The 13,752-nt window shown below is 38.0% G+C and carries 11 protein-coding genes and 1 tRNA gene; 6 read left to right on the top strand and 6 right to left on the bottom strand.

What is annotated here, in order from left to right; all coding sequences use genetic code 11:
• Positions 1 to 278: 278 nt before the first annotated feature.
• The 4 genes from CYTFE_RS0102610 to CYTFE_RS0102595 all read right to left on the bottom strand — a co-directional run bounded on the left by CYTFE_RS0102610 (position 279) and on the right by CYTFE_RS0102595 (position 3,967).
• A complete protein-coding gene (locus tag CYTFE_RS0102610; protein ID WP_081735891.1) occupies positions 279 to 1,727 on the bottom strand; it encodes a nucleoside recognition domain-containing protein in 1,449 nt (482 codons plus the stop codon).
• Positions 1,728 to 1,791: 64 nt separating this feature from the next.
• Positions 1,792 to 2,580 carry a FeoB small GTPase domain-containing protein gene (locus tag CYTFE_RS0102605; RefSeq protein WP_027470531.1) on the bottom strand — a complete coding sequence of 263 codons (789 nt, stop codon included), beginning with the start codon at positions 2,578 to 2,580 and terminating at the stop codon, positions 1,792 to 1,794.
• 5 nt (positions 2,581 to 2,585) lie between these two features.
• Entirely contained in the window at positions 2,586 to 3,620 is a 1,035-nt protein-coding gene (locus tag CYTFE_RS0102600) for a metal-dependent transcriptional regulator (RefSeq protein ID WP_027470530.1), read from the bottom strand.
• A gap of 275 nt (positions 3,621 to 3,895) precedes the next feature.
• Positions 3,896 to 3,967 (bottom strand) — tRNA-Arg (locus tag CYTFE_RS0102595).
• A gap of 149 nt (positions 3,968 to 4,116) precedes the next feature.
• Between CYTFE_RS0102595 and leuS the strand changes: the two genes are divergently transcribed.
• The 4 genes from leuS (at position 4,117) to CYTFE_RS24670 (ending at position 10,587) form a co-directional block, all read left to right on the top strand.
• Complete coding sequence (gene leuS / locus CYTFE_RS0102590) at positions 4,117 to 6,903, top strand: leucine--tRNA ligase (protein WP_027470529.1); 2,787 nt, start codon at positions 4,117 to 4,119, stop codon at positions 6,901 to 6,903.
• Between the two features lie 403 nt (positions 6,904 to 7,306).
• Complete coding sequence (locus CYTFE_RS0102585) at positions 7,307 to 8,167, top strand: YitT family protein (protein ID WP_027470528.1); 861 nt, start codon at positions 7,307 to 7,309, stop codon at positions 8,165 to 8,167.
• A 135-nt stretch (positions 8,168 to 8,302) separates the two neighbouring features.
• Entirely contained in the window at positions 8,303 to 9,163 is an 861-nt protein-coding gene (locus CYTFE_RS0102580) for a YitT family protein (RefSeq protein ID WP_027470527.1), read from the top strand.
• A 146-nt stretch (positions 9,164 to 9,309) separates the two neighbouring features.
• Positions 9,310 to 10,587 (top strand): M23 family metallopeptidase, encoded by a 1,278-nt coding sequence (locus CYTFE_RS24670; RefSeq protein ID WP_052342947.1) that lies wholly within the window; start codon positions 9,310 to 9,312, stop codon positions 10,585 to 10,587.
• A 64-nt stretch (positions 10,588 to 10,651) separates the two neighbouring features.
• On the opposite strand, the gene CYTFE_RS28275 is transcribed toward CYTFE_RS24670, so the two are convergent.
• Complete coding sequence (locus CYTFE_RS28275; protein WP_052342946.1) at positions 10,652 to 11,389, bottom strand: DUF169 domain-containing protein; 738 nt, start codon at positions 11,387 to 11,389, stop codon at positions 10,652 to 10,654.
• A gap of 91 nt (positions 11,390 to 11,480) precedes the next feature.
• Positions 11,481 to 12,053: a phosphoribosylglycinamide formyltransferase gene (purN, locus tag CYTFE_RS0102565; RefSeq protein ID WP_027470526.1), complete on the bottom strand. Its 573-nt coding sequence runs from the start codon at positions 12,051 to 12,053 to the stop codon at positions 11,481 to 11,483.
• A gap of 172 nt (positions 12,054 to 12,225) precedes the next feature.
• On the opposite strand from purN, the gene CYTFE_RS0102560 reads away from it, so the two are divergent.
• Entirely contained in the window at positions 12,226 to 12,462 is a 237-nt protein-coding gene (locus tag CYTFE_RS0102560; protein WP_027470525.1) for an acyl carrier protein, read from the top strand.
• A gap of 36 nt (positions 12,463 to 12,498) precedes the next feature.
• Positions 12,499 to 13,746, top strand: coding sequence for a beta-ketoacyl-ACP synthase II (gene fabF / locus CYTFE_RS0102555; RefSeq protein ID WP_027470524.1), 1,248 nt, complete (start codon positions 12,499 to 12,501; stop codon positions 13,744 to 13,746).
• Positions 13,747 to 13,752: the final 6 nt, after the last annotated feature.

Here is a 13,752-nt window from a genome sequence, read left to right as displayed (position 1 = left end):
TTCGTATTTAGTATATAACTACAAAACAACCACTTACATACATGTTATACAGAACGACAATTTGTCGTATGGAAGAATAATACCCAAACACAGCAAAAAAATACAATTATTCCCATTTGGGAAACACTTTTACCGTCTCAACTATTCCATTATAAAGTAAAACACACCAAAAATGAGAAATTGCTACTCAAAAAATAGGCAGATTTTAATGAATTTTAAGTTTATAAATTAATCAGGCCAAAATGAGTCACAATTATTTTAAAACACCAATAAACCAATTAATGGAACAAAAGCCAGATTTGCGTGGTAAAAAAAGTAACAATAAACCCCAAAACGATAGGCAAAAAGGTTGAAACCAATGTCCATTTCGCACTTTTTGTTTCTTTATAGATAGTCATAATAGTCGTAGAACAAGGGTTATGCAACAAACTAAACAACATTAAATTTACGGCCGTCAATAAGGTCCAACCACCCGCATGCAAAACATTGGCAGTATCAGACAGCGAATCCAACTCAAACATAACTCCAGAACCTGCACCTACCCCGGTAAGTTTGGCACTTAATACAGTAAGCATCAAAATAGTAGGTATCACAATTTCATTAGCAGGAATCGCAATAATATAGGCCAAAAGTATGACCCCATTTAAACCAAATATTATGGCAAATGGATTAGACCATTGAATAAAATGTTCAGCAATACTTAAATCACCCATATGAATATTAGCAACTAACCAAATAAACACACCAGCTGGAACTGCAAAAACGACTGCACGCCAGAGAACAATAATAGTACGATCAATAAGTGAGGTATATAAAGTTTGCAGAACACGTGGAGGACGATAAGGTGGCAACTCCAAGCTAAAAGAGGAGGCTTCCCCCTTTAAAACCGACTTACTTAAAACCCAAGATACAACCAAACTAAAAAAGATACCCAACAAAGCTATTGCAACAACAGCTCCCGCTGAAACAATACCGGCCATCCCTGCAGGCACTAAGCTTCCCATAAAAATAGAAGCAATAAGAATTTGGGTTGGCCAACGACCGTTGCACAAAGAGAAATTATTGGTAATAATGGCGATTAGCCGTTCTCTAGGACTGTCGATCACCCGAGCGGCGACAACACCTGCCGCATTACACCCAAAGCCCATGCTCATAGTAAGAGCTTGTTTACCATGGGCGCCAGCTTTACGAAAAAGACTATCCATATTAAAAGCCACACGTGGCAGATACCCCAGATCTTCGAGCAAAGTAAAAATAGGAAAGAAAATAGCCATTGGAGGCAACATAACCGCTATAACCCATGCCATAGAAAGATAAGCACCGTCAATAAGCACACCATCGAGCCACCAGGGCATATTCACGGAAGCGGCAAACCCTTTAAGTATTGGGTGCATGGTATCAATTAACAATGAAGCCAATAAACCGGATGGATAATTTGCACCTGCCACAGTAAGCCAAAATACAACTGTCAACATTAGAAACATCAACGGAAAACCCAACCATTTACTGGTCACAATCTTATCAATTTTTAAATCAAAACTATAAGCTTCCTTTTCTCCTGTTTGTTGAACTGTTTTTTTTGCAATGAGTGAAGCATCTTCGTATATGGATTCTATAATGGAATCATGGAAATCAATCCCTAAATCCCATCTGACAGTATTTGCCAATGCTATAATCTCTTCACCTTTTGATTTTATTGTGTTATTTTGCATACGATCCTGATTCATTTTCAATACTTAAATCTACGCCCATATATTTGATCAATCATCTGTGTGTGTTTGTCAATTTAGATCATTCACGCTTTAGCTGCTTTTCATGTAAGTTTCCTATTTCGCCAGAACGAACAGCTTCTATTATACTGTTATCTCCCTCAAGCAAACGCATGGCTACCCACTTTACATTTTGCAGTCGTGGATAGCTTTCTTTGATTTTTACAGAAAGAGTTTCAATGGCATGTTTTAGCTTTTTAGAACGACTTTTGATCTTAGGCGGCCTACACAGATACTTACCTGTCGCAACTTCTTCAATTGCCTGCAGTAATTCATTCATTCCTTCTTTTCTTCGAGCAGAAGCTGGTATAACAGGAATCCCTAATTCTTTTGAAAGAGTACGAATATCAATTTCCAAATTATTTCGTTTAGCTTCATCCATTAGATTAACGCACATTACCGCCCTATCGGTCAGTTCCAGTATTTGTAACACCAAATTTAAATTACGCTCCAGACGTGTTGCATCCACCACAATAACAGTCACATCAGGCTGACCAAACAAGATAAAATCGCGGGCAACTTCTTCATCGGTGCTGGTAGACAATAAGGAATAAGTTCCAGGTAAATCTACGACCTTATAACGCTTATCATTAAAAATAAAACCACCCTCCGCTCTAGAAACTGTTTTACCGGGCCAATTACCCGTATGCTGGCGTAATCCGGTTAGATTATTAAAGACAGTACTCTTACCTGTATTGGGATTTCCCGCCATGGTGATGACAAAATCCACATTCTCAAGGTTAATGCCTAATTTTACAAGGTTAGCCTTATTATGTGCAGGACAAGTTGCGCAATTATCTTTAGTATGCATGTTTTTTATTCATTTCGTTTAACAAATACATAATCGGCATGCTGTTTTCGGATACCTATGGTTGTTCCCATAACCCGATAACCCATAGGATCACCTGAAGCACTTTTCATCACTGCAGATATCTGACTTCCGGGAACCATACCTAGATCCATCAGCCGCCTTCGTTGCAGACCACGACAATTTTGAGAGATACCTAATACTTCAGCTTCTTCTCCTATACGAAGCGACGACAGTAATTCATATTTGTGAGCGCGTACTGATTCATCAGAAGTTTTTTCGATGGTAATATATCCCGCAAATAAAGGTGTCAACATACACTCTTCACCATTGGCAACAAAAGTAATTTTCTTTTCCGTGACATCAATCACATAAATCTGCATACCAGGATATAAGCCAAGTACAACCAACTGCTCGTAAATACTTTTAGGTTCATCTTCCAAATGGATAATGCGCCCCATCTCTCCTTCTTGCAAAGCACTCAAAAGAACACCTTTCGCTTTGGGTAGAATCCCTTCGGTAGTTGGAATAGGGTCACCATGCGGATCAAATACAGGATTACCCATTTGAGCAGCTAATAACTCTGTTTCTTCCTCTGTAACCAAATGCTCTATACGATCGGCTTCATTGTGCCAGTCCGCCGGCTCTATACTCGTTTGATCTGCTAGATAGCGTTCCCATATCCGGTGTATCCGCACAATACGTAATGCATAGGAACGCCCTTCATCGGTTAATGAAACAGACTGATGATTGATGGTAACCAATTCTAACTCCGTCAACTGATTCAGAATACTACTTGATTTCTCTAGTGTGATATTTAAGTTTCCAGAAAGGCTATTGATATTGCAAATCATTTTATTGTACTCACAATCAAAAATAAACTTCAATGCATCTTCCAGCAGGACTCTTTTATTATTTCTAAGGAATTTTGTAATTAAAGCAAGACCTCCACTATTAGGCCATATGAACCAAAAAAACACGAAAGTAACAAGCAATCCTATGGCCAGTGATATTTCTGGTTTTATTTGTAAAATAATAAACATCCCGTTTTAGGTTTCTCGTTAATAATTTTTACCAAACAAAGATAGCGCTATTTTGCACATATTAGCATCCATCACAACCATCTTTCTGATAATCCATCAACTGATTCACAAGTGTAAAGAACAATCATGTATAAAACCTAAAGTAATGAAACATTGGCAATTTTGATTTGATTAAACCATTGATCCAAAGAAATACAAATTCTAACAAAAGGCATACTTTCACAATGCTGGTACACCAAAAAAAAACCTTCTGTGAGTCAGAAGGTTTTTTTTAGTGACCCCTACGAGATTCGAACTCATATCGCTGGAACCGGAATCCAGTATTCTATCCATTGAACTAAGGGGCCTAATAAAAATAAAAGCTAAATATTTTATAATATAGCTAGCTCCTATTAAAAGTGGGGCAAATTTATAAAAAGATTTTATAATTTCGCACATTCACGCCTAAAGCGTATTATTTTTAGGTGCTTAAAAAGAACAAAACACTCGTAACAACATGGATTACAATTTTAAAGCCATTGAAACAAAATGGCAGAAACAATGGATAAGTGACAAGACTTACAAAGTGGAGATTGATAAAAACCGTCCGAAATACTATGTTTTGGATATGTTTCCCTATCCTTCGGGAGCAGGTTTACACGTTGGTCACCCACTCGGCTATATTGCTTCTGACATATACAGCCGTTTTAAAAGGCTAAATGGCTTTAACGTATTACATCCTATGGGATACGATGCCTATGGGCTGCCTGCAGAACAATACGCCATCCAAACAGGTCAACATCCGGCAATTACAACCGAAAAAAACCTGAACAGATATAGAGAACAGTTAGACAAAATTGGATTTTGTTATGATTGGGATCGAGAAATAAAAACCTGTGATCCTGAATATTACCACTGGACTCAATGGGCATTTATCAAAATGTTTAACAGCTATTATTGTAACAAAAGCCAAAAAGCACTTCCTATTTCGGAGTTAATAAAAGCTTTTAACACAAATGGAACATCAGGCTTGCACGTAGCCCAAACAGAGAACCTTGAGTTTACCGCTGATGAGTGGACAGCTAAATCTGACAAAGAACAACAACAGATATTAATGAATTATCGTTTGGCTTACCTGGCCGACACCATGGTCAATTGGTGTCCTGCCTTGGGAACCGTTTTAGCCAACGACGAAGTGAAAGAAGGAATATCTGTACGAGGCGGACACCCGGTAGAACAAAAAGTAATGCGCCAATGGCTATTGCGCGTATCTGCCTATTCAGAAAGACTATTGGATGGTTTGAACAAAGTAGACTGGACAGATTCATTAAAGGAGATTCAACGTAACTGGATTGGCAAAAGCGAAGGTGCAGAGATGAAATTCAAGGTTAAGGATTCCTCAATAGAGATGGATATCTTTACTACCCGTGCCGATACCGTCTTTGGGGTTACATTTATGGTTTTAGCTCCCGAAAGTGAATTGGTAGATCAATTGACCACAAAGGACCAGAGAGACGCAGTTGATCATTACATTGCAGAAACAAAAAAAAGAACAGAGCGCGAACGTCTTGCCGAGGTAAAAAAGGTAACCGGAGTATTCTCTGGCTCTTATGCCATCAACCCTTTATCGGGCGAAGAAATTCCCATTTGGATTGGCGATTACGTACTGGCCGGTTATGGTACAGGTGCCATCATGGCCGTTCCTGCCCACGACTCTCGTGACTTTGCTTTTGCCAAACACTTTAATTTACCCATTATACAAGTGGTAATCCCTGAAGGAGAAGAAGCCTCCGACCCAGCTACATGGGATGACTCTAAAGACTCCAAGGCCGGCATCATGATAAATTCAGGATTCTTGAATGGCTTAAAGGTGCCCGAAGCCATTGCAAAAACAAAAGACTACATTCGTAAAATGAATGTGGGCGACGTTAAAATAAATTACCGCTTACGCGATGCTATTTTTAGTCGTCAACGTTATTGGGGAGAGCCATTCCCTGTCTATTACAAAGATGATATGCCACAAACGGTTGACGAGGCTGATCTACCATTGAAGCTTCCCGAAATAGACAAATTCTTGCCCACAGAAAAAGGAGAGCCGCCATTGGGGCGTGCCAAAAACTGGGTATATAAAGATGCCTACCCCTTGGAGCTAAATACCATGCCCGGCTTTGCAGGATCATCTGCTTATTACTTACGTTACATGGATCCAAAAAACAAGCAGGCTTTGGTCGGTAAAGAGGCTAACGAATATTGGCAAGATGTTGATTTATATATCGGAGGTACAGAACATGCCACCGGACACCTGATTTATTCACGTTTTTGGAATAAGTTTTTATTCGACATGGGCTATGTTGTAAAAGACGAACCCTACAAAAAATTGATTAACCAAGGAATGATACAGGGGCGCTCTAACTTCGTTTACCGAATCAATGGCACCAATAAGTTCGTATCTCTCCACCTAAAAAACGAATACAAAACAACAGCTATTCATGTGGATGTGAACATAGTGAGCAATGACATCTTAGACATTGAGAAATTTAAGGGATGGAACCCTGAATACAAAGATGCTGAATTTATTTTAGAGGATGGAAAATATATTTGTGGCTGGGCCGTAGAAAAAATGTCTAAATCAATGTTCAATGTTGTTAATCCAGACGACATCATTGAAGACTATGGGGCTGACACATTGCGCTTATACGAAATGTTCCTAGGACCACTGGAACAAAGTAAACCATGGGATACCAACGGTATTGATGGAGTCCACAAATTCTTACGAAAAACCTGGCGCTTATTTTTTAACAAGGATAACAAGCTAGAAGTATCCAATGAAGAAGCCACTAAGGAGGAACTAAAGGTGCTTCACAAGACCATTAAAAAAATCAGTGACGATATTGAGAAGTTCTCCTTTAACACCTGTGTAAGTGCATTTATGATATGCGTGAATGAACTTGGGGCACTCCAATGTAATAAACGCCAAATTCTTGAACCTCTGACCATATTACTTGCGCCATTTGCGCCTCACCTATGTGAAGAACTATGGGAAAAATTAGGCCATACAACATCTGTATGTGATGCTCCATGGCCTTTATTCAATGCATCTCACCTAGCAGAATCCTCTTTTAATTACCCCGTTTCATTTAACGGAAAAATGCGATTTAAGATGAATATGCCAGTGGATGCCTCCAACAAAGAGATTGAAGAAGCTGTTAAAAGTCACGAAAGTGCACAAAAATGGCTGGAAGGAAAAACAATAAGAAAAATCATCATTGTTCCCAATAAAATCATCAATGTAGTGATCGGATAAAAATAAACACTAAATATTCAGAGAAGGCCGGCAAACAATGTCGGCCTTTTTTTATCAATTAACCTGCTATTAAACCCGCAAAATACATTAGAAAATCTATTATAAATTAAAACTACTACCAATCAAGTCGCTTGCTAGCTCACTCCATATAATTAAATTTTTAAAAGCCATATAAAACTCGCCAAAATCAATGATCCCTTTATGTACAAATCCAGGTTAAACAAAGAGACTAAATACCTTTAACTTTTCCAACGCATAAGACCCATGAGAAAAATCATATAAAATAAGACACAAAACATGACATTAGTATCATTTTCATATAGCTAGCTTTCGTTTACTTTGCCGAAATTTCAATGATCATTTTTTACAAACAAAAAAACGGTTTATATTTTAAGCATCAGCAATGGAAAAGCAAAAAATTTATCGGGAAGTTAAGTCATACTTAATGTTGACTCTTTCCCTCTGCATTGCATCTATAGGGTGGTCCGCCTTTATCATTCCCGCCGGAATTGTAGGAGGAGGAATAACTGGTTTAGCCAGTACTTTTCATTTTTTATGGGGATGGGATGTGGGATTGGTTTCTATCTCCATCAACGCAATACTCATTATCTTAGCCATCAAAATGCTAGGTTTTTCATTTGGTATCAAAAGTATTTATTGCATCATACTATTTGGCATCTTGCTTTCCGTTTTAACGCGCTATTTTAAAACACCGCTTACTGAAGATACTTTTATGTCTACGCTTATTGGCTCTTCTCTAGCAGGAACAGGAGGAGGCTTAATCTTTATCAATGGAGGTAGTACCGGAGGTACAGATATTATTGCCATGATCATCAATAAATATAAAAACATAAGTTTAGGAAGGTTATTATTACTTTGCGATGTATTTATCATATTTACTGGATACTTTGTTTTTCAAAACATAGAAATTGTCATGTATGGCTTTATCACCATGGCCATTTTTGGCTATGCAGTAGATCTGGTTATTACAGGCAATAAACAAACCGTTCAGTTATTCATTATTAGCGAAAAATATAAAAGAATAGCTGATAGTATAATTGCTAAAACGGAAAAAGGTTGTACCATACTTGATGGCATAGGTGCCTACACTGGAGATGAAAAAAAGGTATTAATGGTAATCTCCAAGAAACGAACCTCTACCATCCTTTTTCGCATCATCAAAGACATTGATCCTGATGCCTTTGTAACCATGGGAACCGTTTCGGGTGTTTACGGTAGAGGATTCGACCAACTTAAGGTATAGTTGATTATTCCAAGTATTCAATGGCAAGTACAAATAAACATGTTAAGCAAATGGGTAAACACAAAATAAATCATAAAACAATCATTAGGTAGTCGCTTTTGAAAAATAATTAATGTCTGATAAATTTCTATGTTTATGGAATCAACAAAAGTATTTAATGAGCTAAAGATATATGTAATACTCACCTTTGCAGTGTGCGTTTCAAGCCTTGGATGGGCAGGATTTCTTATTCCTTCAGACATTGTTGGTGGCGGAATCACCGGATTATCCAGCACCTTCTATTTTCTATGGGGATGGGATATCGGCATCACTTCACTAATTATCAATGCCTTATTGATATTGCTCGCCGTAAAAATATTAGGTCTGTCCTACGGTATAAAAACGGTTTACTGCATCGTCTTATTTTCAACCATGTTATCCATACTCACCAAGCACTTTACTGAACCTGTAGTCAGCGATATTTTTATGGCTACATTAATTGGTGCTGTATTAGGAGGTGGGGGCACCGCTATTTTATTTATCAACGGAGGCAGTACGGGTGGCACCGAAATCATTGCCATGATCATAAATAAATATAAAAATTACAGCTTAGGACGTCTCCTACTCACTTTCGACATTGTCATTATTTCCACTAGTTATATCGTTTTTCAGGACATTGAAAAAATTATGTACGGCTTAATATCAATGGCCATTTATAGCTACTGTATTGACATGATAATATCCGGCAACAAACAAACCGTACAAATATTTATCATCACAGACAAATACGAAACAATGATGGATCAAATAATCACAGTAGGTAATAAAGGCGTAACGATGATTGACAGTATTGGTGGCTATACCCGGGAGCACCGAAAAATATTATTGGTCATCTCAAAAAAACGCACATCCTCTATCCTACTAAAAATCATAAAGGATGTCGATCCGGAGGCCTTTGTAACAATGGGAAATGTCTCTAATGTTTTTGGTAAAGGTTTTGACAGAATTAAAGGATGATAAAATTACTGTACAATGGAAAGATCGTTCATATTCATCTTTTTTAAAACTTTTTGCCAGAAATCGACAATTTCTCTCTTGATTTATTCGTTTGATGTGATAACTTGCGATATCAAACTGCAAAACACAATACAATTTTTAAAAGCATGATGCATATAACTCTCAAAAAAACACCATTTCAATATCTATTGTTACTCATTATCATCTCCACAGTGGTAAGTTGCTCATCCGACAAAAAGAGCGAAAGCAAAAAAACATCCGTTGATTCAACTACCCTCGTTAAAGAGAAGGAGCCTATCAACCTAAAGTTTGGTTTACCCGTAGACTCTTTTATCGTAGAACGTAATAGGGTAAAGAGAAACGAATTCCTGGCATCCATCCTGCTTAAATACAACATACCCTACAAACAAATTGATTTATTGGCACACAAAAGCAAAGACACCTTCGATGTAAAAAAAATAAAAGTAGGTAATCCATACCATGTTTTTCTTAATAAGGATAGTTTACATACCGCCGCCTATTTTGTATATGAGATAGATAAAATAAACTATATCGTTTACCAACTGAACGATTCAATCACCTTCTCCAAGGGGAAAAAAGAAGTGAAAAGAATACAAAAAACAGCGTCCGGACAAATAAACTCTTCATTGTGGAACGCCATGACAGAAAATAATACCAGTCCATTATTGGCGCTGGAATTATCCGATATTTATGCATGGACAGTCGATTTTTTTGGTATTGAAAGAGGTGACTATTTTAAAGTAATGTACACCGAGAATTACGTAGATTCAACTTCTGTTGGTATAAACTCCATTGAAGCGGCACTTTTTCATCACCGGGGCGACGATTATTATGCTTTTAATTTTCAAGAAGACAGCCTCACATCCAACTATTTCGACGAAGATGGTAAAAGTCTCCGCAAAGCCTTTCTAAAAGCACCTTTGAAATTTTCACGTATCAGCAGTCGTTTTTCCAACAGCAGATATCATCCCGTACTAAAAATAAGACGACCACACCACGGTGTAGATTATGCAGCGCCCAAAGGCACCCATGTATTTTCCATAGGAGATGGAAGAATCATCGCCAAGGGATATCAGGCTAAAGGTGGAGGAAACTACCTTAAGATAAAACACAACAGTGTTTATACAACCGTTTATATGCATCTTAATGGGTTTGCCAAAGGCATTGTCAAAGGCAAAAAAGTAAAACAAGGAGAACTAATCGCTTATGTGGGATCAACGGGTCTTTCAACGGGTCCGCATCTTGACTTCAGAGTCTTCAAAAATGGTAAACCCATTGATCCATTAAAGGTAAAAGCACCACCAGTTGAACCCGTAAAGAAAGAGGATATGAGAAGATTCAAAGAGTTCTACAAACCCTTAAAAGAATCCATTGACAACTTATCGCTTCCTGTGAAACAATGATAAAACAGGCATAAGAAGAATAGCTGTACAAAAGGCCCTCAAGACAACTTGACCTATACCTCAGCTATTCAGAGGATTTTGAAAATTTTCTGAACTCCATCAACTCACGTAAATAGGCTTTATTTAAAAAGCTATTATCATCAATGGAGCAAAGGATTTCAAACATCTTTCCATTAACAGTAAAAGCCATCACATTATCAGGTAAGTACTTGCGCATAGCCAAATCTGAGGCTCCAAGCACCGCCTTGGGTTTTTCAAGCGCAGAAGCTGGAGCTAGCAGTTGCATACACCCCGATCCAAAAGGGATTTCCACTGGGCTCACCTGTTGCGAGCCGACATGATAATTTGCCGCCACAACTAAAGCACTCAACTGATCGGGGGTTACAAAGAAAGTAACCGTTTTAAGATACTCTATCATAGCGTTCTTTAAAAATCCAATATACAAACATGTGTGTTTGGGGCGATAATGAGGTGTCGCATTCAACCAAGCGGCAGCTATTTCGTCCGAACACTTCACGCCTTCCTCTCCCACCAGCAATTCAATAAGATCCTTTCTACTCCTATTCTCCTTACCCAACAACCAGTAACTACAATCTTTACAACCACAATTGGCAGAGGTCAACATTAAAGTCTGTCCTCGCATCCAAGCATTGAAATAGGCAAAAATACAAGTTCTTCGATGCGCCACCGGTACAATCACTCTCTCAAAAGAAGCATCATGAGGGGCATCATAAACAGCAATCAATGGAAGGTCGATACCCAATTTATCGGTTATATAAGCAGCATCTAAAAGCGTAGACATTTTCTTTTTAATATAGAAATAAATCCCGACTAATACAAACCTCTCCAAAAAAATTAGACATACATACAATGTACCAAGCAGTATCTCTCAACTATTCCAATAAGTCCAATAATTGTGCAATGACCTTAGGATAGTGTTCATACTCCAAGGCATGCACTTTGGCCTCCACATCATCAGCCGTATCCGATGGCAATACTTCACATGAAACCTGCTGGATAATCTTTCCTTCATCATAATTAGCATCCACAAAATGAATGGTGATTCCCGTTTCATCTTCATGATTGGCAACAATAGCCTCATGAATTTTTTTACCATACATTCCTTTTCCACCATACTTAGGCAACAAGGCTGGATGTATATTAATAATACGTCCCTTAAAAGCTTCCACCAAATTTTCGGGGATCAACCATAAAAAACCTGCCAATACGATAAGATCAAACTCTTCTTGTTTTAAAAGTCGGATTATTTTATCCGATTGATAAAACGCTTCACGCGAAAATAAAGTGATGCCAACATCCAATTTAAGCGCTCGCTCATTGACATAAGCATTACTGTTGTTGGTAAAAAAGTGAAAATCGACCGATTTAGACCTCTCTTTTAAATATTTTACAATGTTTTCTGCATTACTTCCAGACCCCGAGGCAAAAATTGCAACCTTACTCATTTCCTGTTATATATAGGTTTATTAATAGCGATTTTACAGTGCTCAAAATTAGAAAAAAAACGTCCCGAAATGATTTTATTGAAATAATATTTGGCTGATTATGCCGATTTTTTTTCCTTTGCAAAGTTATTTTAATCAATAAATTTTAATTATTAACTTAAAATTAAAAGCTATGTCTGACATTGCATCAAGAGTAAAAGCAATCATCGTAGACAAACTAGGAGTTGACGAAACTGAAGTTACAACTGAAGCAAGCTTCACAAATGATTTAGGAGCTGACTCTCTTGACACTGTTGAGTTGATCATGGAGTTTGAAAAGGAATTCAATATCGCAATTCCTGATGATCAAGCGGAAAACATTGGCACCGTAGGCGATGCCGTCTCTTATATAGAGGAAAATGCTAAGTAAGCTAAATTAAACGAAGTTTACATTTTAAACGAAGTTATGGAGTTAAAAAGAGTAGTAGTAACGGGATTAGGAGCCATCACTCCTTTGGGTAAATCCATTGATGAACTATGGAAGAACCTGGTTGAAGGAGTAAGCGGTGCCGCACCCATTACTCGATTTGACGCCACCAATTTCAAGACAAAATTTGCTTGCGAAGTAAAAAATTACGATCCGAATGAATATTTTGATCGCAAAGAAGCAAGAAAACTTGACATGTTTGCTCAGTTTGCTATGATAGCAGCTGAGCAGGCTGTTCAAGACTCTGGCATCAACCACGAAAGCATCAACCACGATGAGGTAGGTGTTGTCTGGGGTGCTGGTATTGGTGGAATTCAAACATTTACAAAAGAGGTTAAGGGTTTTGTGGAAGGCAATGGTACTCCACGTTTCAGCCCATTTTTTATACCAATGATGATTGGCGATATTGCTGCTGGTCATATTTCAATGAAATACGGATTTAGAGGCCCCAATTTCAATACCGTTTCGGCTTGCGCCTCCTCCACTAATGCGATTAGTGATGCCTATAACCTTATACGTTTAGGTAAAGCAAAAGCATTTGTTACTGGAGGTTCAGAAGCAGCCATCAGTGAAGCAGGTATGGGAGGTTTTAATTCAATGCAAGCTTGTTCAACCCGTAACGATGATCCCAAAACAGCTTCTCGTCCTTTTGACAAAGACCGTGATGGTTTTGTAATGGGAGAAGGAGGTGCATCATTGATATTGGAAGAATATGAGCATGCGGTGAAACGCGGTGCTAAAATCTATTGTGAGGTAGTAGGTACAGGAATGACTGCCGACGCATACCACTTGACAGCTCCACATCCCGATGGTATCGGAGCCAAAAATGTTATGTTGATGGCCTTGAAAGACAACGGTACTAAACCAGAAGATATTGATTATATCAATGTTCATGGTACAGCTACTCCTCGTGGAGACATTGCTGAAACCATTGCCATCAAAGAAGTTTTTGGTCAACATGCATACGATTTAAATATCAGCTCAACAAAATCAATGACTGGACACCTTTTAGGTGCAGCAGGAGCTGTTGAGTCTATTACATGTATTTTAGCGATCAAACACAATATTGTTCCTCCTACAATTAACCACTTTGAGGATGATCCTGAGATCGACCCTAAATTAAACATGACTTTTAATAAGGCACAAAAACGCGAAGTTAATGTTGCCTTATCAAACACATTTGGTTTTGGAGGTCATAATGCATCTGTTATATTTAAAGCAATTTAATCGATT

Origin of the sequence: Saccharicrinis fermentans DSM 9555 = JCM 21142, assembly GCF_000517085.1 — a bacterium.
GTDB lineage: Bacteria > Bacteroidota > Bacteroidia > Bacteroidales > Marinilabiliaceae > Saccharicrinis > Saccharicrinis fermentans.
The sequence above is the reverse complement of the archived record's forward strand: the minus strand, read 5'-3'. Positions and strand labels throughout refer to the sequence as shown.

What these genes read in the sequence shown, in the direction of transcription:
- CYTFE_RS28275 (WP_052342946.1), bottom strand. Translation starts at nt 11,389, where the DNA reads ATGTCTACGCTTTTAGATGCTGCTTATATAACCGATAAATTGGGTATC.
- CYTFE_RS0102580 (WP_027470527.1), top strand. Translation starts at nt 8,303, where the DNA reads ATGGAATCAACAAAAGTATTTAATGAGCTAAAGATATATGTAATACTC.
- CYTFE_RS0102605 (WP_027470531.1), bottom strand. Translation starts at nt 2,580, where the DNA reads ATGCATACTAAAGATAATTGCGCAACTTGTCCTGCACATAATAAGGCT.
- CYTFE_RS0102610 (WP_081735891.1), bottom strand. Translation starts at nt 1,727, where the DNA reads ATGAATCAGGATCGTATGCAAAATAACACAATAAAATCAAAAGGTGAA.
- CYTFE_RS0102585 (WP_027470528.1), top strand. Translation starts at nt 7,307, where the DNA reads ATGGAAAAGCAAAAAATTTATCGGGAAGTTAAGTCATACTTAATGTTG.
- leuS (WP_027470529.1), top strand. Translation starts at nt 4,117, where the DNA reads ATGGATTACAATTTTAAAGCCATTGAAACAAAATGGCAGAAACAATGG.
- CYTFE_RS24670 (WP_052342947.1), top strand. Translation starts at nt 9,310, where the DNA reads ATGATGCATATAACTCTCAAAAAAACACCATTTCAATATCTATTGTTA.
- fabF (WP_027470524.1), top strand. Translation starts at nt 12,499, where the DNA reads ATGGAGTTAAAAAGAGTAGTAGTAACGGGATTAGGAGCCATCACTCCT.
- CYTFE_RS0102560 (WP_027470525.1), top strand. Translation starts at nt 12,226, where the DNA reads ATGTCTGACATTGCATCAAGAGTAAAAGCAATCATCGTAGACAAACTA.
- CYTFE_RS0102600 (WP_027470530.1), bottom strand. Translation starts at nt 3,620, where the DNA reads ATGTTTATTATTTTACAAATAAAACCAGAAATATCACTGGCCATAGGA.
- purN (WP_027470526.1), bottom strand. Translation starts at nt 12,053, where the DNA reads ATGAGTAAGGTTGCAATTTTTGCCTCGGGGTCTGGAAGTAATGCAGAA.